Source organism: Paraburkholderia sp. BL10I2N1, assembly GCF_004361815.1.
Lineage (GTDB): Bacteria > Pseudomonadota > Gammaproteobacteria > Burkholderiales > Burkholderiaceae > Paraburkholderia.
The window spans coordinates 3,000,462-3,022,667 of sequence record NZ_SNWA01000001.1; the positions used below are offsets into that span (position 1 = coordinate 3,000,462).

Genomic DNA, 22,206 nt, shown 5'->3' on the forward strand with positions numbered 1-22,206 from the left:
AGGGCTTCATGGCACCCGGATCGGGTTATCGGATCGCGACTAGTGCGTGGGAGCACTGCCGTAAATCAAGCGCCGAATCCATTATTAAATTAGGAGAACGACATGAATGCTGCTGTCTCATTGAGCCACGCGGCTCTCGCGGCTGTGCTAGCTACTGTCGCGGGTTTTGCTCAGGCGCGTGGCGGCAGTGGTCACCGCCCCGAGCATTCAATTCCGCATTCCGTGTCCGTATCGAGAGGCGTGCCGGAGGACCCGGGTGCGCAGACCGATCCGGCTCGCGCGGACGGGAGCCCGGCTGCGGGCGTCAGCCCGGCGCTGGGCAAAACCCGGGCACAAGTCCGGGCCGAGCTCCTGCAGGCCGGTGAGCAGGGGTTACTTCCGCCGCGCTGGGTTGACTATCCGCCCAGTGCTGCGACGAGGGCGCGCAACCGGGAAAACTTCCTGCGTCTGGAGCAGGCGTGGATGGCAGAAGGGATCATTACGGCGACGAGTGTGAGCAGCACAAATGGATTGAACGAGGAGCAGCGATGAAATTGTTGGTGGCGGTGAAGCGGGTCGTGGATGCGAACGTGAAGGTCGGCGTGAAGTCCGACGAAACGGGTATTGATATCGCCAACGTGAAGATGTCGATGAACCCGTTCGATGAGATCGCCGTTGAAGAGGCGGTTCGCCTGAAGGAAGCAGGCGTGGCGACGGAAGTCATCGCGGTATCGGCCGGTGTCGCGCAAGCGCAGGAAACGCTGCGCACGGCGCTCGCGTTCGGCGCCGATCGCGCGATCTTCATCGAGTCGAATGAAGACCTGCAGCCGCTCGCCGTGGCGAAGCTGGTCAAGGCGCTCGTCGACAAGGAGCGGCCGCAACTCGTGATCCTCGGCAAGCAGGCCATTGACGACGATTCGAACCAGACAGGCCAGATGCTCGCCGCGCTGGCGAACCTGCCGCAGGCGACCTTCGCTTCGAAGATCACCGTCGCCGAGGGCGACGTCACGGTCGCACGTGAAATTGATGGCGGCGCGGAAGCGCTGTCGCTGAAGCTCCCCGCCGTGGTCACGACGGACTTGCGTCTGAATGAGCCGCGCTACATCACGTTGCCGAACATCATGAAGGCGAAGAAGAAGTCGCTGGAGATCGTCAAACCCGAAGACCTCGGTGTGGACGTCACGCCGCGTCTGAAGACACTGAAGGTTGCCGAGCCGCCCAAGCGCAGCGCAGGCGTGAAGGTTGCAGACGTAAAGATGCTGGTCGAGAAGCTGAAGACCGAAGCTAAGGTGCTGTAAGAGGGAGCGAGATAGAAATGACGATTCTGGTTATTGCAGAACACGACAACACAACCGTCAAGGCTGTGACGCTGAGCACCGTCGCTGCTGCGCAGAAGATCGGGGGCGACGTGCATGTGCTGATCGCAGGCCACAACGCGCAAGCCGCTGCCGACGCTGCGGCGAAGATCGCAGGCGTTTCGAAGGTGCTGCTGGCCGACGCGCCGCAACTCGAAGCGGGTCTCGCAGAGAATGTCGAAGCGACGGTGCTCTCGATTGCGAAGAACTACTTGCACATCCTCGCGCCTGCCACGGCGGCGGGCAAGAACGTCACGCCGCGTATCGCTGCGAAGCTGGACGTCGCGCAGATCAGCGACATTACCGCAGTGAATTCGCCGGACACGTTCGAGCGTCCGATATACGCGGGCAACGCGATCGCGACGGTGCAGTCGGCCGAACCCATCAAGGTCATCACCGTTCGCACGACCGCGTTCGACGCAGTCTCTGCCGGGGGCGGCGGCGCCCAGATCGAGAACATCGAAGCCGCGCCTGATAGCGGCCTCTCCCAGTTCGTGAGCCGCGAAGTCACGAAGCTCGACCGTCCGGAACTCACGAGCGCGAAGATCATCGTCTCGGGCGGCCGGGGATTGGGTAGCGGCGAGAATTACGCGAAGGTGCTGGAGCCGCTCGCCGACAAGCTCAACGCCGCGCTGGGCGCCTCGCGCGCAGCCGTGGACGCGGGCTACGTGCCGAACGACTTCCAGGTCGGCCAGACCGGCAAGATCGTCGCGCCGCAGTTGTACATCGCGGTGGGTATCTCAGGCGCGATCCAGCATCTCGCGGGCATGAAGGACTCGAAGGTAATCGTGGCGGTCAACAAGGACGGAGAAGCGCCCATCTTCAGCGTGGCTGATTACGGTCTCGTCGGCGACCTTTTCCAGGTGGTGCCGGAGTTGGTGTCGTTAATCTGAGCGCATAAAAGGTGGGATGTCGCGAGCAGGCTTCGAGATACAGGGGAAATACTCTGTATTTTTTTCTGCTTTGTTTGTGTGTAATATGACCTATCTTTAGCTTATTGTACTAATGCAGATGGATAGAGCAGCAGACTTCGCGGTTCCCGGCGAGGCGCGCGAATGAATGTGAAAGGATTCCGAATGATTCTGGCAGCAGGGTATAGCGATCGGATATGGAACCTGGAACCTGGAACCTGGCACCTGAGCAGAGCGGCTTCGGTGAGCCGCAAGGAGCGGGAACCTTCATCACGTAGACAGAGGCACTATGGCAAAAAAATCTTCCCCTGACGCCGCTGCAAACCTGCAGCGCAGGCAATGGCTCAAATATGCCAGTGCCTCGGCTGCCGTGGGCACGCTCGCAATGGGTGCCCGACAGTCGCATGCCGCGCTTACCAAGGCCGCGCAAGGCGCGGACGGCATTCTCGACGTCGCCATCATTGGAGCGGGGCTGGCCGGACTGACCGCCGCGCGAGACCTGCGTCAGGCGGGCTGCGAGTCCTTTCTGGTGCTGGAAGCCCGGGATCGTGTGGGGGGGCGAACACTCAACTACAACATCCCCGGTGGCTTCGTTTCGGAAGTCGGCGGGCAATGGATGGGGCCCGGCCAGACCGCCGTCGCTGATCTCGCGCGTGAACTGGGCGTCGGGACTTTCCCAACCTACTACGACGGCAATACGGTCATTCTGGGCGGTGCGGGTCGTGTGACAGTCGATCTGAAGGGCACGTTCGGCACCGACGAGGCGGTCGGAGCAAGGCTCGGCAGGCTATCACGCGACGTACCTTGTGGTGCGCCGTGGACGTCCTCGAAGGTCGGCGAACTGGACAAGCTCTCGGTCGGCGATTGGCTGGCGAGGCAGGACATCAAGCCTGAAGACCAGGTGGCATGGAATGCCAGCAGCATTCTTTCGGGCGGCGCGGCGCCGGCGAAGATGGGGTTGTTGCATTTCCTTTCGATGATCAATTCGGCGGATTGCGACTATTCGCAGCTCGACAGCATCAAGCACAGCGCCCAAGAAACCCGCTTCGTCGGCGGCTCGCAAATCCTCAGCATCAAGATGGCCGAGCAACTGGGCGACAAGGTGCGACTGTCTACGCCGGTCCGCCAGATTTCCGGATGGGACGGCGACGTTGTCACCCTGCATACCGATCATGGAGAAGTGCGGGCACGGACCGTCGTCGTGGCCATCCATCCGGCTTTGTGTCATCAGATGCAGTTCGATCCGCCTCTGCCCGACAAGCGCGCGGCCTTGCAGCGCGCATGGCCCGCGCATTCCCCTGCACGGAAGACGGCCATGGTCTATCGCCGCCCGTTCTGGCGCGACAAGGGCATGAACGGCAGCATCTTCCAGGTCAATGGCCCCATCCTCTGGGCCTTCGACAACTCCCCGCCCGCTGGGGAGATCGGGGTGATCAACGCGTTCGTCGAGAATGGGATGGTCCCGTCGGAGCGGGATGCGGCAATGGCCATGCACAAGCAACTCTACGCGCAGGCATGGGGCGACGATGCGCTGTCTCCCATCGCCTTCCACGATCAGGACTGGAGCCGGGTCGATCCCTGGACCATTACCTGTATTTCCGCCATTCCGCCGGGCTTCTGGAGCGCCCACGGAGAAGCGCTGCACCCGTCGTGCGGCAAGCTGATCTGGTCGGGGACGGAGACGGCGAATATCTGGGCCGGCTACATGGATGGCGCCGTGCGCTCCGGCCATCATGGCGCGCTTCGGGCACTGAATGCCCTGCGTCGGGCGTAAGAGGGCAGCGATGAAAAAATACCTATTGATTGGCATTCCTCTGGTTATCGTCCTGCTGCTGGCCGTTTTCGGTTCTGATCTTCTAGGTCTCTACAGGCTTCAGGGCCATATCACTACTTCGACAGCAGCCTATCTCGCCGACGGCGGCCCCTGGCCGCACGTGACCGACACCTGCACTGTGTGTCACGGCGTCAAGGGCAATTCGCTTCATCAGGGCTATCCGAGCCTGGCGGGCCAACCGGCTCCCTACCTGGAAACCCAACTCCACAATTTCGCCAGTGAGGCGCGGCGCAATCCGAACATGGGACCTCTCGCGATGACGATGAGCGATCCGCAGATCAAATCCCTCGCTGAGTATTTCGCCGGTGCGACCCCTGTCGCGAATCGCTACTTCAAGCCGGATCAGCAACTGCGCGAGAAGGGACAGCACCTGGTGGCTGCGGGCAACTGTGTCGCATGTCACGGTTCCCAATTGATGGGCCACGAGCAGTTTCCGCGTTTGGCTGGTCAGGGATATGACTATCTGCTCGCGCAGTTCGACGAGTTCGCTTCCGGCACCCGAAGCGAACCCACCGGCGTAATGAAAAGCCTGTCGCAAGGCTTTTCATCGGAAGACCGCAAGGCTATCGCGAGCTATCTGGCAAGCCTCGATCCGAAGAAAGATTGACCAATCAGATGCAACCTGAGTTAGGAGTTTAATCATGGACCTCAGATCTATAGTTCTTATGCTCTCTAGTGCTTTGCTGGCATTGAGCTCATTTTTCTACGGCTGGAAGATCGTTAAGAAACGAAACTATCTTCTCGGGCTGGAGATGTGGATTGTCGGTATCTCCGCGACGAACGCCATCGGATTCTTTGCCACCGGCAATGCAGTTTCCTATGAGGTAGCGCACTTCTTCGATGCGTTCTCTCGCGGATTCGGCATGCCCATCATCGCCGTCGCGGGCATGATGGTGATTACGCATGGCTACAAGCCGTCAATTCGCCAGGACGTCGCGGCATTCGTCGCCTCGTTTGCGCTCACATTCGTCCTTGTGGGTGCGGATTTCATCGCTGGCGTTTTGCCCTATTACTATCTGGCGATGTGGATCTGGCTGTCGATCTATCTCGCTTATTTCATCGTGCGATTGCTGAACGTCGGCGCGATGCTTGAGGCGCTGGGCGTGGCAGTGGCGCTGGTGACGTCGCTCGCGATTGCCGGCATCTACGATTTCTACAAGATTCCTGGTGAGGAAACCAACGTCGTGCTCAATTTTTACACGCTTGCGCTGTGCACGTGGGCCTACTTCATGCCGGCGATCTATTACGGCTACTGCGCCCTTGAGCGTGTTCGAAGCGGGAGCGTGGCTTCGAAGAGCGCTACTCCTTACTGCAATTGAATGAAGAACGTTGCTGTTGCCGCGGTCCGCGACAACCGGGAGTTATGCGCGGGCGGCGCTGAAGGTTTTATCCTGGAGACTATGATGAATCAGACCTCGCGCAAGGTAATGCGCTTTACGGCTTGGAGCGCCATCATCGGCGGCATTCTGGCGTACGCGAATGTTGGATTGTCTGTGGCGGTGACGGGCCCGGATGCGGACATGGTGCTGCATGGCGCATCGATGCTGGCATTGCCACCGGATATCCGCGACCTGTTCCGCTGGTGCATGGTTGCCGACATGCTCGGCTTCTACCTGCCGTTCCTCGTCATCGGCGGATACTTCGTGCACGTATTTCGTGAGGAGTTGGGCGCGCTCGGCAACATGGTGGCAATGGCCATCGTGCTGTATGTCATGGTGGGCGTGACAGGCGCAGTTATGCAGTTTGCAATCCTTCACCCGCTGGCACATCTGTATGCGGGCGGGGACGATGCCACGAGAGGCGCAGCGGCGGCAGTATGGACAGCGATAGCCAATGGGACGCAAAACGGGCTCTGGTGGATCGAAGGCCCCCTCGTGCTTTTCTGGACGTTGATTGCGGCCAAACTGCTCAAGAACGCGGGCTGGAAGGGAGCGATTCTGTTGAAGATCGTCGGCTGGGCTTTCGGCTTCTTTTTCGTGTTCGGTTTTTTTCCGGATCTCGACGCGCTTTCGAATGCCAGTGAAATGGGCGTCGTGCTGGTTCTGCCGCTGTGGATGTTGTTGTTCGGCTGGCAGTTGCTCCGCCGCGCACGGACGTTACCGGCGCGCTTGCATGGCGTTGGCGCAACCACCTAAGGCATCGCTCGGGTTCAGCACAGAGCGACACCAAAGCATTTCCCAGCGATGTAAGCAATCCTGATAGTCGGGAACTCGCCTATCCCGCCGTTCTTATCGCGATAGGGCCCAAAACGTACTTTCTTTCAACTCTCAAACACATCTCAACACTGGATTAGATATGACTACCCTGATCGTGAGCTACCCGAGCACAGAAGGCGGGAGGTTTGACCGCGAGTATTACCTTTCGGTCCATGCTCCGCTTGTCCTCTCGGCGTGGGGTGAGTTCGGTCTGCAATCGGCCGAGGTCCTGTTTCCATCACCCGCGCCGCAACCCTTCGCATGCGTAGCGATACTACGTTTCAGCGATCAGATCGGGATCGATATGGCCCTTTCCTCCGCCAAAGCCGCCGAAGTGATCGGCGACGTGAAAAACTTCACCGATATCATACCGACGATTTTCCACGCGGACGACTGACGGATCGCGCAGCGGCCTGACTTCGCTATTGCCGCCTGGGCTGCATCGCACCACTGCGCTTTCTGTCGTCTGAAGGGGCGGTCGACTCGCTCAACTGCATCCAGCAAGGCGTGCTTCAGTGACGATTGCGGAGTACGCAGCGGGTCAGGTTTCCCGTAACTGCACGTTCTATCAGAGAAAATCGAATGATGCGTTCGCTCCGTGTCCAATGTTCGGCGACAAACAGGTCGCGGCCATGGGTTGATGTCGTGGCTATAGCAAAAGGCTTGATTGCTTGGAGGCAGTGTTCATGAAAAGGGCGCGCATGCCGCACATTATTGCGCGCCTTCACGCACAATTGATCGGCGCGTGCGAGCCGGGTTCACGTTGCGGGGGCTTGGAATCCGTCGGCGAAGGATAGGCAGGATGTTGGTCTACGAGGTGGTAACTCCGAGAGGTTGGCTGAAAAAAGTGGACGTTAACATTCCGTAGAATTGAGCAATGGAGGCATTGATGAACCGAATGCCCGAGGTCGTATGCACGAAGGAATTTCGTGAAGAAACAGTCAAGCTGGCAACGAAGTCTTCGCTGCGCAATTCACCTCATCTCACAGCTAGACTATCAATGCACAGAGTGCGTCGGATGCCGAGAGGCGGCCGAAGTCGCTTGCCATTGCATGCTGCTAATGAACAGTTGATAGTGCCATTTGTTACCTTCACTGCTTTTTCAGAGTCCTGTTCGATCACGGCTATGCATCCACCTGGCGCTACCGTACCGATCTCCCTCGTTCAAGGTTTTCTCGACGGCGTGGGCGCCCAGCCTGACGTCGTCGATCGATACCTCGAAGGTGCGAGCATCTCGCGCGCGTTATTGACCGAATCGGGCGCGCGCGTGACGGAGGCGCAGTTCGCGACGCTGTACCGGGCACTGGCGATCGAATTCGACGACGAAATGCCGGGCATCTTCACGCGGCCATTACGCAACGGCACCCTGAAATTCCTGTGCCTGAGTCTCCTCGACGCGCCGAACCTGGAAACCGCGATGCATCGGTTCGGTCAGTTCATGCATATCGTGCTCGATGACTTCCGGTTCGGGACACGGCGCAGTGCTCTGGTGGCTGATGTCGCGCTCGGACAGGGCGCCGCGGCCGTCAGCGTCCTTGGTCAGGAACTGATGCTGAAACTCGCGCACGGCGTGGCGTCCTGGCTCGTCGGCCAGAAGATTCCGCTGCTGCAAGTCCGCTTTGCGTTTCCGCGTCCACCGCATGCGCATGAATATCTCTACCTCTTTCCTGGACCTGTCCAGTTCGACTGTGAACAGACGTTGATGCAGTTCAGCGCGTCTTTCTTCGACATGCCGATTCGTCAGCGCAAGGCGAACCTGCGTAAGTTTCTCGCGCGGGCGCCCGAAGACTGGATCTTTGTGGCGTTCGACGAACAGCTCACGAGCCACCGCGTCAGGGACTATCTGGCCTCCCGGTTACCCGACATGCCGTCAATCGAGGAAGCCGCGCGAGGCCTGCACTGCTCGGTGCGGACGTTGTGCCGCCATCTTGCGGCCGAGGGTGCGGCGTTTCAGACGCTGAAGAACGAATTGCGACGGGATATCGCGATTCAACGTCTCACGGGAACCGAGGACGCGATCGCTGCGATTGCCGGCGATATCGGCTTCGATGATCCGACCGCCTTCCATCGGGCCTTTCGGCACTGGACGGGCAGCACACCTGGCGCGTACCGCCGCGGCACCTGATTCCATTGACAACATCGGGCCTGCACGAGAGGCCGGTGTTGTCGCGCATCGGCCGTGAAAAACGCGCCGCGCCACGGCTACACGACCGGATTGCTCGTATTCCCTGGCCGACTTTGTCAATAGATGGTCCGGTTCGGTCAGCCGGATTCGCCATGTTCGAGGCTACGATGTCCGTCAATCGTTGCCGTGCAGGACCTGGCGTTCCAGTGTCATGGCACCCCTTTAAATTCCACCATTGGGAAGACACAGGATGAGCTATTCCGCGCCCGTCAAGGACATGCTGTTCGCCATTAATGAACTTGCAGGTCTCGAACACGTGTCGACGCTGCCCGGCTTCGAGGACGCGACAGTTGAAACTGCGCAGGCAGTCCTCGAAGAAGCCGCCCGCTTTAATGCCGACGTGCTGGCGCCACTGAATGTCGAAGGAGACAGGAACCCGAGCAGCTGGACGAATGGGGCGGTCACCGCCTCGCCAGGCTTCAAGGAAGCCTTTCAGCAGTTCGCCGAGGGCGGCTGGCAGGGTGTCGTTCACCCCATCGAATATGGCGGCCAGGGGTTGCCGAAACTGCTTGCCACACCGTGCATCGAAATGCTGAATGCCGCGAACCTGTCGCTTGCGCTGTGTCCGTTGTTGACCGACGGCGCGATCGAAGCGCTATTGACCGCGGGCAGCGAGGAGCAGAAGCAACGCTACGTGCCGAAGCTGATCTCTGGCGAGTGGACCGGTACGATGAACCTCACTGAACCGCAGGCCGGTTCCGATCTCGCGCTCGTGCGCACGCGCTGAACCCTACAACGACGGCACATACCGCATTTTCGGAACGAAGATCTTCATCACCTGCGGCGAGCACGATATGGCGGGGAACATCGTGCACCTTGTGCTCGCGCGGATACCGGACGCGCCGGAAGGTGTGAGGGGTATTTCGCTCTTTATCGTCCCGAAGTTCATGATCAACGACGACGGCACGCTTGGCGCGCGCAACGACGTGCAGTGTGCGTCGATCGAGCACAAGCTGGGCATCAAGGCGAGCCCCACTGCGGTGTTGCAATTTGGTGATCACGGAGGCGCAATCGGTTACCTGATCGGCGAGGCCAACCGCGGGCTTGAGTACATGTTCATCATGATGAACGCGGCGCGCTTCGGTGTCGGCGTGCAGGGCATCGCTGTTGCCGATCGCGCGTACCAGAAAGCCGTTGCCTATGCGAAGGAGCGCGTGCAGAGCCGGCCGGTTGACGGTTCGGCTAAGCAGTCAGTGGCGATTATTCAGCATCCCGACGTGCGCCGCATGCTCGCGACGATGCGCGCGTTGACGGAAGGAGCCCGTGCGCTCGCCTACGTCGCTGCTGCCCACAGCGACATCGCGCATCGTCACGCCGACGAGGCGGTGCGAGCCGACCATCAGGCGATCTACGAATATCTGGTGCCAGTCGTGAAGGGTTGGAGTACGGAGCTGTCGATCGACGTCGCGAGCCTGGGCGTACAGGTGCATGGCGGGATGGGTTTCATCGAAGAGACGGGCGCCGCGCAGTACTACCGCGACGCACGCATTCTGACGATCTACGAAGGTACGACCGCGATCCAGGCGAACGACCTGGTCGGACGCAAGACGCTCCGCGACGGCGGCGCGGTCGCCAAGGTGTTGATTGAGCAGACTGACGAAACGCTTGCGGCGTTGTGGGAGCATGCCTCGTACGAGTCCAGCCCAGCGTTCCAGGTGCTTTACCGTCATCTTGCGGCGGGTCGCGTTGCGCTGGCGAACGTCGTCGAGTTTGTGCTCGCCCGAGCCCAGCAGGAACCGAACGTGGTGTTTGCCGGCAGTGTGTCGTATCTGAAGCTGGCTGGCATCGTGCTGGCTGGCCGGCAGTTCGCCCGGGCGCTACTGGTGGCCACGGAGAAGCACAGCGACGATCCGTCGTTCTACGACGCGAAGATCGCGACGGCACACTGTTTCGCGACGCAGGTCCTGCCGCAGGCACTCGCGTTGGAAGCGGCCATCGTCGGCGCGCAGGATGACGTGGGCGTACTGGCGCTGACGGAAGACCAGTTCTGATGCAAGGGGGGATCATGACTGAAGCTCGCCTCATCGAGCAATACGGTCCACGCGAGTCGATGGAATACGACGTCGTGATCGTCGGCGGCGGCCCGGCTGGGCTGTCCGCGGCGATCCGGCTGAAGCAGCTGGCCGCGGAGAAGGGCGTCGAGCTTGGCGTGTGCGTACTGGAAAAAGGCTCGGAGATCGGGGCGCATATCCTCTCGGGCGCGGTGATGGACCCGCGTGCGATCACCGAACTGATTCCCGACTGGAAGGAAAAAGGCGCGCCGCTGACGGTGAACGTGACCGAAGACAGATTCCTGTTCCTGACGGAAACCGGTTCGAAGAGCGTGCCTACCTGGGCGCTGCCGGACAATTTCAAGAATCACGGCAATTACGTGATCAGCCTCGCGAATGTGACGCGCTGGCTGGGTCAGCAGGCTGAGGCGCTGGGTGTCGAGATCTTCCCGGGCTTTCCGGCTGCCGAGATTCTGTACAACGACGATGGTTCGGTCAAAGGCGTCGCGACCGGCAATCTGGGCATCGGCAAGGACGGCGAACCGACCGGGAACTTCCAGCTCGGCATGGAACTGCACGCGAAATACACGCTGTTCTGCGAAGGCGCGCGCGGGCATCTCGGCCGTCAACTGAATGACAAATTCAGGCTGCGCGAAGGCGCCGATCCGCAGGTGTACGGCATCGGCATCAAGGAACTGTGGGAAATCGATCCGTCGAAGCACGAGCCGGGTCTGGTGATGCACACGGCCGGCTGGCCGCTCGAAAACGACACGTATGGCGGCTCGTTCCTCTATCACATGGACAACAACCAGGTGGTGGTGGGCTTCGTGGTCGGCCTCGGCTATTCGAATCCGTATCTGTCGCCGTTCGAGGAATTCCAGCGCTACAAGACCCATCCGGCGATCCGCGCGATTCTCGAAGGCGGCAAGCGGGTGTCGTACGGCGCGCGCGCGATCACCGCGGGCGGCCTGATGTCGCTGCCAAAGCTGGTGTTCCCGGGTGGCGCGCTGGTCGGCGACGACGCGGGCTTCCTCAACGCGTCGCGGATCAAGGGTTCGCACGCGGCGATCAAGACCGGCATGCTCGCGGCCGATGCCGCGTTCGACGCGGTGCGGGCCGGCCGCACCAGTGATGAACTCACCGACTATCCGGAAGCGTTCAAGACGTCGTGGCTCCGTACCGAGCTGTACCGCGCGCGCAATTTCAAGCAGTGGATGAGCAAGGGCCTGTACCTCGGCACGCTGATGGTCGGCATCGAGCAGAAATTGCTGGGCGGCAATGTGCCATGGACGCTGCATCATCAGCATTCCGATCACGAGATGCTGAAGCCCGCCTCGCAGTGCAAGCCGATTACGTATCCAAAGCCGGATGGCAAGCTCACGTTCGATCGTCTGTCGTCGGTGCTTATCTCGAACACGAACCACGAGGAAAACCAGCCGGCGCACCTCACGCTGAAAGATCCGTCGGTGCCGGTCAACGTGAACTGGCAGACCTATGCCGGCCCCGAGTCACGCTACTGCCCGGCTGCCGTCTACGAGTTCGTCAGGAACGACGACGGCAGCGAACGCCTCGTGATCAACGCGCAAAACTGCGTGCACTGCAAGACATGCGATATCAAGGACCCGACGCAGAACATCGTCTGGGTGACGCCTGAGGGCGGTGGCGGTCCAAATTATCCGAATATGTGATCGGCCGACAGCGCTTCGTTTCAAGAAGGGCACAGCAACCAATTCAAGGAGCAACTGATGCAGAGGGAAGTCGTTGTTGTCAGTGGTGTACGCACGGCCGTCGGGAAATTCGGCGGCAGTCTGAAGGATCTGCCACCGACTGAGCTCGGCGCGATCGTCGTGCGCGAGGTGCTGGCGCGCGCGCAGCTCGCAGGCGACCAGGTCGGCCACGTCGTGTTCGGAAATGTGATCGCGACCGAGCCCAAAGACCTCTATCTGGCGCGGGTCGCCGCGCTTAACGGCGGCGTCTCCGAAGCGACGCCGGCCTTTACCGTCAACCGGCTTTGCGGGTCGGGCCTGCAGGCGATCGTCTCTGCTGCGCAAACCATTCTGCTCGGCGACGCGGATGTAGCGATCGGCGGCGGCGCGGAGAACATGAGCCGCGCCCCGTATGTGACGCCCGATGCGCGCTTCGGTGCGCGCATGGGCGACGCCCGCCTGATCGACATGATGCTCGGCGCGCTGAACGATCCATTCCATGCGGTGCCGATGGGGGTCACCGCGGAGAACGTCGCGCAGAAGTACGGCATCACGCGTGACCAGCAAGACGCACTGGCGCTGGAATCGCACCGCCGGGCCACCCGCGCGATCGCCGAGGGACGCTTCAAGGAACAGATCCTCCCGATAACGCAGAAAGTCAAAGGCAAGGAGGTCGTGTTCGATACCGACGAGCATGTGCGTCAGGACGTCGATCTGGCGGAACTCACCGGGCTGCGCCCGGTGTTCCAGAAAGAGAGCGGCACGGTGACGGCTGGCAACGCCTCCGGGATCAACGATGCGGCGGCAGCGGTCCTGATGATGGAGCGCAAGGAGGCTGAAGCGCTCGGACTCAAACCGATGGCACGCCTGGTGTCGTACGCGCATGCGGGAGTCGATCCGCGTTATATGGGCATCGGCCCGGTGCCTGCCACGCGCATCGCGCTGGAGCGGGCCGGCCTCACTATCGGTGACCTTGATGTCATCGAGGCGAACGAGGCGTTTGCCGCGCAGGCGTGTGCGGTGGCGCAGGAGTTGCAGCTCGATGCAGCTAAAGTCAATCCGAACGGCTCGGGCATCTCGCTCGGCCATCCGATCGGCGCGACAGGCGCGCTGATCACGGTCAAGGCGCTTTACGAACTGCAGCGCATCCATGGGCGCTACGCGCTCGTGACGATGTGCATCGGCGGCGGCCAGGGCATCGCGGCCATCTTCGAGAACCTTCAGTGAACGGCACACGAGAACTTGCAGGAGACGACAGATATGGCAATTGAAACGGTAGGAATCGTCGGCGCGGGCACCATGGGCAATGGCATTGCCCAGACTACCGCGGTGTCCGGACTGAAGGTCATGATGATCGATCTTGCCGAGGCGGCGTTGGTGAAGGGAATGGCGACGCTTACGTCCAGCCTCGAGCGGCTCGTCGCGAAAGAAAAAATCGATGCAGCCACGCGCGACGCGGCGCTCGCCCGCATCGAGACCTCGACCGACTATCAGCGCCTTGCGAACGTCGATCTCGTGATCGAGGCCGCCACGGAAAGCACCGAACTGAAGGTGCGCATCCTGAAACAGATCGAAGCCTCAGCTCGTGCCGACACGATCATCGCATCGAACACCTCGTCGATCTCCATCACGGCGCTTGCATCTACGCTGTCAGATGCTTCCCGCTTCGTTGGTATGCATTTCTTTAACCCGGTACCGCTGATGCCGCTGGTGGAGATCATCCGTGGCTTGCAGACGAACGATGCCACTGTGCAGGCGATCCGCGAACTGACGACGCGGTTTGGCAAATCGCCGATCTGCGTCAAGAATGCCCCAGGTTTTGTGGTCAACCGGATTCTGGTGCCGATGATCAACGAAGCGTTCTTCGTGCTTGCAGAGGGCGTTGCCACGGCGGAAGAGATCGACGCCGGCATGCGTCTTGGCGCGAACCACCCGATCGGCCCGCTAGCTCTCGCAGACCTCGTGGGGCTCGATGTCTGCCTGTCCGTGCTAGATGTATTCACGAAGGATTTCGGTGACCCGAAGTACCGCGCGTGCCCCCTGCTGCGCGAATTCGTGGCCGCCGGCCGGCTTGGTCGAAAGACCGGACAAGGTGTCTACGGCTACGACTGAGCAGCGTGTCGACGAGCGAACTGCACTTATTGTGGGCCGCCAGCCTCGTAGGCTGCGCGATATGTGGCGGGGTTGTCGAAGAGGACCCGGCCTTGGCTTGTAGTTTTCGATCGTCCGACAGGTACTGGAACTCGACCTTATTATTCTGGAAAACCAAATAGATATGGAACACTCAGCGATCAAGGCGACGTTGTCCTTCAGTGACGAGTCGCCGAGCGTGGAATTGCCACTCTACAAGGGCACGCTTGGCCCTGACGTGATCGATATCCGCAAATTGTACGGCCAGACCGGCAAGTTCACGTACGATCCGGGCTTCATGTCGACGGCGGCTTGCAATTCGGCGATCACGTACATCGACGGCGACAAGGGCGAGCTGCTGTATCGCGGCTACGCGATCGACAACCTCGCGCAAAACGCCGACTTCCTCGAAACCTGCTACCTGCTGCTGAAGGGCGAACTGCCGAACAAGCAGCAGAACGCCGAATTCGTGAAGACGGTCACGAACCACACAATGGTGCATGAGCAAATGCACTTCTTCTTCCGTGGTTTCCGTCGCGACGCGCACCCGATGGCGATTCTGGTCGCCGCGGTCGGCGCATTGTCGGCGTTCTATCACGACTCGCTCGACATCAACAATCCGCGTCACCGTGAAGTGTCGGCCATTCGCATGATCGCGAAGCTGCCGACGCTGGTCGCCATGGCGTACAAGTACAGCATCGGCCAGCCGTTTGCGTACCCGAAGAACGACCTGTCGTACAGCGCGAACTTCATGCACATGATGTTCTCGAACCCGTGCGAAGAGTACAAAGTCAACGACGTGCTGGTGCGGGCTCTGGACCGTATCCTGATCCTGCATGCGGACCACGAGCAGAATGCATCAACCTCGACCGTGCGTCTCGCCGGTTCGTCGGGAGCGAATCCGTTCGCGTGTATCGCTGCCGGTATCGCATGTTTGTGGGGCCCGGCGCATGGCGGCGCGAATGAAGCCGCGCTGAACATGCTGGAAGAAATCGGCTCGTTCGACAACATTCCTGAGTTCATCAAGCAGGTGAAGGACAAGAACTCGGGCGTGAAGCTGATGGGCTTCGGCCACCGTGTCTACAAGAACTACGATCCGCGCGCGAAGCTGATGCGCGAGACCTGCCACGAAGTGCTGGAAGAGTTGGGTCTGCACGACGACCCGCTGTTCAAGCTGGCCATGGCACTGGAAAAGATCGCGCTGGAAGACGAATACTTCGTGTCGCGCAAGCTGTACCCGAACGTCGACTTCTATTCGGGTATCGTGCAGCGCGCGCTGGGCATTCCGACGGCCATGTTCACGTGCATCTTCGCGATGGCGCGCACGGTCGGCTGGATTGCGCAGTGGAACGAAATGATCGCCGATCCGGAACAGAAGATTGGTCGTCCACGTCAGTTGTTCGTCGGAAACGGTGCTCGCAGAGTAGCTGCTCGCTAGTTCGTATGCGGACATTGTCAACTTGTCTCTATGACGCGGATTTGCCGTCTCGCGTGACGGCAAATCTGGCTCGTTTCATTTAATAAAACGTTCCCACGACGTCGAAAGAGGGTATATGCACATCGGAGTGCCAGCCGAGACGCGCGCGCACGAAACCCGCGTCGCCGCGACGCCCGAAACGGTCAAGAAGTATGTGACCCAGGGCCACCGGGTCACGATCCAGAGCGGCGCCGGGACCGGCGCCAGCTTTCCAGACGATGCCTTTACGGCCGCCGGCGCGGAGATCGTCGACGCGGCGAGCGCATTCGGCGCCGATCTCGTCCTGAAGGTCCAGTCGCCCACCGACGCCGAATTGGCGTTGCTCAAACGCGGCGCGGTGCTGGTCGGCATGCTCGATCCGTTCAATACCGAAAAATCATCGAAGCTCGCCTCTGCGGGCGTCACCGCCTTCGCGCTCGAAGCCGCGCCGCGCACCACGCGGGCGCAAAGTCTCGACGTGCTGTCGTCGCAGGCGAACATCACGGGCTACAAGGCGGTGTTATTGGCCGCCACGCTCTATCCGCGCTTCATGCCGATGCTGATGACCGCGGCCGGCACCGTGAAAGCGGCCCGCGTGCTGATTCTCGGCGCGGGTGTGGCGGGCTTGCAGGCAATCGCGACCGCCAAGCGTCTGGGCGCGGTGATCGAAGCCTCCGACGTGCGCCCCGCCGTGAAAGAGCAGATCGAATCGCTCGGCGCGAAGTTTCTCGACGTGCCCTACGAAACCGACGAGGAGCGCGAAGCCGCGCAGGGCGTCGGCGGCTATGCGCGGCCGATGCCGCCGTCCTGGCTCACGCGCCAGTCCGCGCTGGTTCACGAACGAGCCAAACAGGCCGATGTGGTGATTTCCACCGCGCTGATTCCTGGCCGCGCCGCGCCGACGCTGATCTCGGTCGACACCGTGCAGGCGATGAAACCGGGCTCCGTGCTGATCGACCTCGCCGCCAGGCGCGGTGCCGAGTATGAAGGCCAGCGCGGCGGCAACTGTCCGCTCACCGAAGCGGACAAGGTGGTGATCAAGCACGGCGTGACGATTGTCGGCTATACGAATCTCGCCTCGATGGTGCCCGCCGACGCGTCGTCGCTCTACGCGCGCAACCTGCTCGACTTCCTCAAGCTGATCATCACGAAGGAAGGCGCCCTGATCATCGATCTCGCGGACGACATCGTCGCGGCCACGCTGCTGGCCCGTGACGGCGAAGTCACGCGCATGGCCTGAGCAACCATTAAAGGAGAACGGCGATGGAAGTCATCAACCACACCGTCATCAACCTGATTATCTTCGTGCTGGCGATTTACGTCGGCTACCACGTGGTCTGGAACGTCACGCCCGCGCTGCACACGCCGCTGATGGCCGTGACCAACGCGATTTCGGCGATCGTGATTGTCGGCGCAATGCTCGCCGCGGGCCTGACCTTGGGCACGCCCGGCAAGTTCTTCGGTACGCTCGCCGTTGCGCTGGCGGCGGTCAACGTGTTCGGCGGCTTTCTCGTCACACGACGAATGCTGGAGATGTTCCGCAAGAAAGAGCCGAAGAAGCTCCCGGCAGCCGCTAGGGAGAACGCGTAATGAGTCTGAACGTCGTCACGCTGCTTTATCTGGTCGCGTCGGTCTGCTTCATTCAGGCGCTTAAGGGGCTGTCGAATCCGAAGACCGCGCGTATCGGCAACACCTTCGGCATGGTCGGGATGGCGATTGCGATCCTCACCACCATCGCGCTGATCGTCAAACAGGCCAACGGGCTCGGCTCGAATCTCGGGCTGGGGCTCGGCCTGCTGCTGGTCGCGCTGGTGGTTGGCGGCGCGGTGGGCGCGTTCGTCGCCGCGCGCGTCGAGATGACCAAGATGCCGGAACTGGTCGCGGCCATGCACTCGCTGATCGGTCTCGCGGCCGTGTGTATCGCGTATGCGGTGGTGTCGGAGCCGGCCGCGTTCGGCCTCGTCGATCCGGAAAACACGGCGCCGGGTTTCCTGCCGTACGGCAACCGTATCGAGCTGTTCATCGGCACGTTCGTGGGCGCGATCACGTTTTCGGGTTCGGTGATCGCGTTCGGCAAGCTGTCGGGCAAGTACAAGTTCCGGCTGTTTCAGGGCGCGCCGGTCGTGTACGGCGGCCAGCATCTGATCAACCTGATGCTCGCGCTGGCGATGCTCGGCTTCGGCATTCTGTTCTTCCTCACGCAATCGTGGCTGCCGTTCATCATCATGACGCTGATCGCGTTCGTGCTCGGCGTGCTGATCATCATCCCGATCGGCGGCGCGGATATGCCGGTGGTGGTGTCGATGCTGAACTCGTACTCGGGCTGGGCGGCGGCGGGCATCGGCTTCTCGCTGAACAATCCGATGCTGATCATCGCGGGTTCGCTGGTGGGCTCGTCGGGTGCGATCCTGTCGTACATCATGTGCCGCGCGATGAACCGCTCGTTCTTCAACGTGATTCTCGGCGGCTTCGGCAACGATGCGGGTGCGGCGGCGGCAGGCGGGTCGGCTGAACAGCGTCCGGTGAAATCGGGTTCGGCCGATGACGCCTCGTTCATGCTCGGCAATGCGGAAACCGTGGTGATTGTGCCGGGTTATGGTCTCGCGGTCGCGCGCGCGCAGCATGCGCTGAAAGAGCTGACCGACAAGCTGGTCGAGAAGGGCATCGAGGTGAAGTACGCGATTCACCCGGTGGCCGGGCGCATGCCAGGGCACATGAACGTGCTGCTGGCTGAGGCCGAAGTGCCGTACGACATGGTGTTCGAAATGGAGGACATCAACGGCGAGTTCGGCCAGGTCGACGTGGTGCTGGTGCTCGGCGCGAACGACGTGGTAAATCCGGCGGCGAAGACCGATCCGAAATCTGCGATTGCCGGGATGCCGATCATCGAGGCGTACAAGGCGCGCACGGTGATCGTCAACAAGCGTTCGATGGCCGCGGGCTATGCCGGACTCGACAACGACCTGTTCTACATGGACAAGACGATGATGGTATTCGGCGATGCGAAGAAGGTGATCGAGGATATGGTTAAGGCGGCGTAACGCCATTAGCACAACAATTGATACCCCGGAAGTTTCCCGGTTTGTCGCCAAAAAATTTCCCTGAACGATAAGGACATGCACGAAAACATCTCGCCGTACTTTTATGATCACGACCGCCGGTGTCGCTTCGAGTCTGGCACTTTCGCGCCTCGCATTCGCCGATTCGCCAAAGTTATCGGACACTGACTCCACGGCTCAGGCACTCGGCTACAAGTCCGACGCGACCAAGGTCGACAAGGCGAGGTACGCGAAGTACGCGGCCGGTCAGATCTGCGGGAATTGCAGGTTCTATCAGGGCAAGCCGAGCGACGCGTTCGCGGCTTGCCTGCGAAAGTCATATCAGGATCTGAGGCCTCAGAGAGGGAAACATCACGTTGCGGCATGCGCTGCAGGGCTACAACGCCATGCCACCGCGTGGTGGATGCGCGGCGTGCTCCGATGCGGAAATCAGGGCGACCCTTGGCTACATGACGAAGAAGTCGCGCTAGCTTGCATCTGCGCGCTCACGATCATTGGACCGCAAACGGGCGGGACCCCGCGTCGACCTGATTCTCCGCTGCCACGCAATACCAGGCGTACCCGTAGCCACCGACGCGCTTCACCCACCGACGCGCACGACACGATTTGCGATATGGGCTTGGGCAGACCCTCGATTGACGGGATTGCAATCGGGCGGTTAGGCTCAAACCATGCGCCCATCCAAAGTCGATTTAAATCTCTTCGTCGTTTTCGAAGCCGTCTATCGAACGCGCAACCTCACGCGCGCGGCGGAGCTGCTCTTCATCACGCAGCCCGCCGTGAGCAATGCGCTCGCGCGCATGCGCAAGGCCTTCGACGACCCGTTGTTCGTCAGCACGCCGGCGGGCATGATGCCCACGCCTGTTTCCGAGAACATCATTGGCCGCGTGCGCGAGGCGCTTCAACTGCTCGATTCGAGCACCCATGCGGGCGAGCGTTTCGATCCGGCCGCGTCGCAGCGGACCTTCCGGCTCAGCATGAACGACCTGACCGAGGCATTGCTGCTGCCCGCGCTGGAAGACGTGCTGCAGCGCCTCGCGCCGGGCATCCGCATCGAGAGCTACTTCACGACGCGCCGCGACGTTCCCGAAGCGCTCGCGAGCGGCGCAGTTCATCTCGCGATCGACGCGCCCCTCATCGACGATCCGTACCTCGAGCAGGAACCGCTGGGCCGCGACCGCTACGCGTGCATGGTGCGCAAGGACCATCCGTTTGCGAAGAAGAAGCTCACGATCGACGACTACCTGCGCTTCGGCCATATCCACGTGTCCAGCCGCCGGCAGGGACCCGGGCTCGTCGATACGGAACTCAACAAGCTGGGACTCAGGCGCACCATCCAGACCCGTGTCCAGCACTATCTCGTCGCGCCCTTGATCGCGATGCGCACCGATCTCGTCCTGACTGCGCCGCTCATGTTGCTCAAGCGCTATGACGCGCGCATCCTCGCGCTGCCGTTCGATCTCCCCGATCTCGAGACGCATGGCTACTGGCACCGCAGCGTCACGGCGGACCCGGCTCATCAGTGGCTGCGCGAGCAGATCGGCCGTCTCATGCGCAAGCAGAGGCAATAGCCGAGGTGTCACGAATTGTTATGGCTCGGTATCACTAGAATAAATTTCCTGAATACTGCGAGCCCAGGTATTGTTTCAGTCATGTTCAGACGAGGATGGCATGGCGGAACTCGACCTGGTACGGCATGGGCAGGCGTCTTTTGGCGTGGAAAACTATGACGAGCTTTCATCTTGCGGCCACGCTCAGTCGCGATGGCTGGGCGAATACTACGCGCAGTCGGGCCTGACGTTCGACCGTGTCGTGACCGGCACAATGCGGCGGCACGCGCAAACCGCCGACGCCTTGCTCACCGCGATGGGCGGCCAGCCGGTGGAGATCGTGCAGGACGCGGATCTGAACGAGTACGATTTTCGCGCCCTGTTTTCCGCGTTCGGCGAGAGCGGGTCGGCGTCTGGCCTCGTGGCCGAAAGCTCAATGAAGCATTTCTACAAGGGACTGAGGCAGGTCTTGCAGCTTTGGTCCGAGGATAAGCTGCCCGGGCGCGTTCCCGAGACCTGGGGACAGTTCCAGGCGCGTGTAGAGCGCGCGCGTCTCGCCATTCAGGGCGTGGGCGGCAAGCGGGTTCTGGTAGTGAGTTCGGGCGGCCCGATTGCCGTCTTCACCCAGCAGATCCTGCACGCACCCGCGGCCGCCGCCATCGCGCTCAACATGCAGATCCGTAACAGCAGCGTGAGCCAGTACGTCTTCAACGACAGCGCGATGTCGCTGGTCACCTTCAACACCTTGCCGCATCTCGAACAGACCGAGAGGCGCGAACACGTCACCTATGGCTGATTCGAATCCGGATTCCCGCTCCATGATGAATGCAAGTCTTCAGTTCGATGTCGTTGCCCTCACGCGCTATCTGGCTGCGCACGTGCCCGGCTTTCAGGGGCCCATGTCCATTGAGAAGTTCGCCGGCGGACAGTCGAACCCCACGTTTCTTCTCGAGGCGCAAAGCGGCCGCTATGTGCTGCGGCGTCAGCCGCTGGGCGAACTGCTCAAGTCGGCCCACGCCGTGGACCGCGAATTTCGCGTGTTGAGTGCGCTCAGCAGCACGCCGGTTCCTGTTGCGCGGGCCTTGCACCTTTGTGAAAACCGCGAGGTGATCGGCAGCATGTTCTACGTGATGAGCTTTGAAGAGGGCGAAATCTTCTGGGACCCGTCCTTGCCCGCGCTGCAGATTGGCGAGCGCGCTGCCATCTACGACGCGCTGATCTCCACGATGGCCGCCCTGCACGATGTGAATGTCGAGGCCGTCGGTCTGGCCGATTACGGCCGCGCGGGCAACTACTTCTCGCGTCAGATCGACGTGTGGACCAAACAATATCGGGCGGCGCAGACCGATGATCTCCACGCGATGGAAACGCTGATCGACTGGCTGCCGGCGCACTGTCCGGCCGAGGCGGGCAAGCCTTCGCTCGTGCACGGAGACTTTCGCATCGACAACCTTATTTTCCACCGCGGCGCGCCGCAGGTTCGCGCCGTACTCGACTGGGAACTCTCCACGCTCGGCAATCCGCTCGCCGACCTCGCGTACTTCTGCATGTGTCTGCGGCTTCCGCCCAACGGCCATATCGTCGGTCTCGCGGGGCTGGACCGGGCTGCGCTTGGCGTGCCGGATGAGGCCGCGATCGTCGAGCGGTATTGCCGGTTGCGGGGCATCGGCCAGATCGAAAACTGGCATTTTTACCTCGCGTTCAGCTTCTTCCGGCTCGCCGCCATCGCGCAGGGCGTGAAGAAGCGTGCGCTTGGCGGCAACGCATCGAACGAGAAGGCGCGCCAGGTCGGCGAAATGGCCGGTGCGCTCGCGCAGATGGGCGTCGAGCTCATCTGACGCCTGGCGTTTGGCGC

20 protein-coding genes and 2 pseudogenes are annotated in these 22,206 nt (G+C 61.3%); all 22 read left to right on the plus strand.

Going from position 1 to position 22,206, the window contains the following annotated elements; genetic code table 11:
• Positions 1-102: 102 nt before the first annotated feature.
• Positions 103-531, plus strand: coding sequence for a DUF4148 domain-containing protein (locus B0G77_RS14000; protein ID WP_133662662.1), 429 nt, complete (start codon positions 103-105; stop codon positions 529-531).
• Entirely contained in the window at positions 528-1,277 is a 750-nt protein-coding gene (locus B0G77_RS14005) for an electron transfer flavoprotein subunit beta/FixA family protein (RefSeq protein ID WP_133662663.1), read from the plus strand. The genes B0G77_RS14000 and B0G77_RS14005 overlap by 4 nt, the downstream gene beginning before the upstream one ends.
• Before the next feature lie 17 nt (positions 1,278-1,294).
• Entirely contained in the window at positions 1,295-2,227 is a 933-nt protein-coding gene (locus B0G77_RS14010) for an FAD-binding protein (RefSeq protein WP_133662664.1), read from the plus strand.
• A gap of 307 nt (positions 2,228-2,534) precedes the next feature.
• The gene (locus tag B0G77_RS14015) at positions 2,535-4,019 is read left to right on the plus strand and encodes an FAD-dependent oxidoreductase (RefSeq protein WP_133662665.1); all 1,485 of its coding nucleotides are present in this window, start codon (positions 2,535-2,537) and stop codon (positions 4,017-4,019) included.
• A 10-nt stretch (positions 4,020-4,029) separates the two neighbouring features.
• Complete coding sequence (locus tag B0G77_RS14020; protein ID WP_133664144.1) at positions 4,030-4,686, plus strand: c-type cytochrome; 657 nt, start codon at positions 4,030-4,032, stop codon at positions 4,684-4,686.
• 34 nt (positions 4,687-4,720) lie between these two features.
• Positions 4,721-5,398, plus strand: coding sequence for a hypothetical protein (locus tag B0G77_RS14025; RefSeq protein WP_133662666.1), 678 nt, complete (start codon positions 4,721-4,723; stop codon positions 5,396-5,398).
• Between the two features lie 84 nt (positions 5,399-5,482).
• The gene (locus B0G77_RS14030) at positions 5,483-6,214 is read left to right on the plus strand and encodes a hypothetical protein (protein ID WP_243750996.1); all 732 of its coding nucleotides are present in this window, start codon (positions 5,483-5,485) and stop codon (positions 6,212-6,214) included.
• A 160-nt stretch (positions 6,215-6,374) separates the two neighbouring features.
• Positions 6,375-6,671 (plus strand): EthD family reductase, encoded by a 297-nt coding sequence (locus tag B0G77_RS14035; protein ID WP_133662668.1) that lies wholly within the window; start codon positions 6,375-6,377, stop codon positions 6,669-6,671.
• 94 nt (positions 6,672-6,765) lie between these two features.
• Entirely contained in the window at positions 6,766-6,915 is a 150-nt protein-coding gene (locus tag B0G77_RS14040) for a high-potential iron-sulfur protein (protein ID WP_133664145.1), read from the plus strand.
• 485 nt (positions 6,916-7,400) lie between these two features.
• Positions 7,401-8,399, plus strand: a complete 999-nt coding sequence (locus B0G77_RS14045) for an AraC family transcriptional regulator (protein ID WP_133662669.1) — start codon at positions 7,401-7,403, stop codon at positions 8,397-8,399.
• Positions 8,400-8,649: 250 nt separating this feature from the next.
• Positions 8,650-10,450 (plus strand): annotated as a pseudogene (locus B0G77_RS14050) (acyl-CoA dehydrogenase).
• A 14-nt stretch (positions 10,451-10,464) separates the two neighbouring features.
• Positions 10,465-12,138 (plus strand): electron transfer flavoprotein-ubiquinone oxidoreductase, encoded by a 1,674-nt coding sequence (locus B0G77_RS14055; protein WP_133662670.1) that lies wholly within the window; start codon positions 10,465-10,467, stop codon positions 12,136-12,138.
• 57 nt (positions 12,139-12,195) lie between these two features.
• A complete protein-coding gene (gene bktB, locus B0G77_RS14060; RefSeq protein ID WP_133662671.1) occupies positions 12,196-13,383 on the plus strand; it encodes a beta-ketothiolase BktB in 1,188 nt (395 codons plus the stop codon).
• A 33-nt stretch (positions 13,384-13,416) separates the two neighbouring features.
• A complete protein-coding gene (locus B0G77_RS14065; protein ID WP_133662672.1) occupies positions 13,417-14,268 on the plus strand; it encodes a 3-hydroxybutyryl-CoA dehydrogenase in 852 nt (283 codons plus the stop codon).
• A 163-nt stretch (positions 14,269-14,431) separates the two neighbouring features.
• The gene (gene gltA / locus B0G77_RS14070) at positions 14,432-15,724 is read left to right on the plus strand and encodes a citrate synthase (protein WP_133662673.1); all 1,293 of its coding nucleotides are present in this window, start codon (positions 14,432-14,434) and stop codon (positions 15,722-15,724) included.
• Positions 15,725-15,839: 115 nt separating this feature from the next.
• Positions 15,840-16,982, plus strand: coding sequence for a Re/Si-specific NAD(P)(+) transhydrogenase subunit alpha (locus B0G77_RS14075; protein ID WP_133662674.1), 1,143 nt, complete (start codon positions 15,840-15,842; stop codon positions 16,980-16,982).
• Positions 16,983-17,005: 23 nt separating this feature from the next.
• A complete protein-coding gene (locus B0G77_RS14080) occupies positions 17,006-17,332 on the plus strand; it encodes an NAD(P) transhydrogenase subunit alpha (protein WP_133662675.1) in 327 nt (108 codons plus the stop codon).
• Positions 17,332-18,783: an NAD(P)(+) transhydrogenase (Re/Si-specific) subunit beta gene (locus B0G77_RS14085; RefSeq protein ID WP_133662676.1), complete on the plus strand. Its 1,452-nt coding sequence runs from the start codon at positions 17,332-17,334 to the stop codon at positions 18,781-18,783. The genes B0G77_RS14080 and B0G77_RS14085 overlap by 1 nt, the downstream gene beginning before the upstream one ends.
• A gap of 103 nt (positions 18,784-18,886) precedes the next feature.
• A pseudogene (locus tag B0G77_RS14090) lies at positions 18,887-19,099 on the plus strand (high-potential iron-sulfur protein); the annotation flags it as partial.
• A gap of 373 nt (positions 19,100-19,472) precedes the next feature.
• On the plus strand, positions 19,473-20,372 hold the full coding sequence (locus B0G77_RS14095; RefSeq protein ID WP_133662677.1) for a LysR family transcriptional regulator: 900 nt from the start codon (positions 19,473-19,475) through the stop codon (positions 20,370-20,372).
• Between the two features lie 100 nt (positions 20,373-20,472).
• Positions 20,473-21,147 (plus strand): histidine phosphatase family protein, encoded by a 675-nt coding sequence (locus B0G77_RS14100; RefSeq protein WP_133662678.1) that lies wholly within the window; start codon positions 20,473-20,475, stop codon positions 21,145-21,147.
• 22 nt (positions 21,148-21,169) lie between these two features.
• Complete coding sequence (locus tag B0G77_RS14105; protein ID WP_133662679.1) at positions 21,170-22,189, plus strand: phosphotransferase; 1,020 nt, start codon at positions 21,170-21,172, stop codon at positions 22,187-22,189.
• The last annotated feature ends 17 nt before the right edge of the window (positions 22,190-22,206 follow it).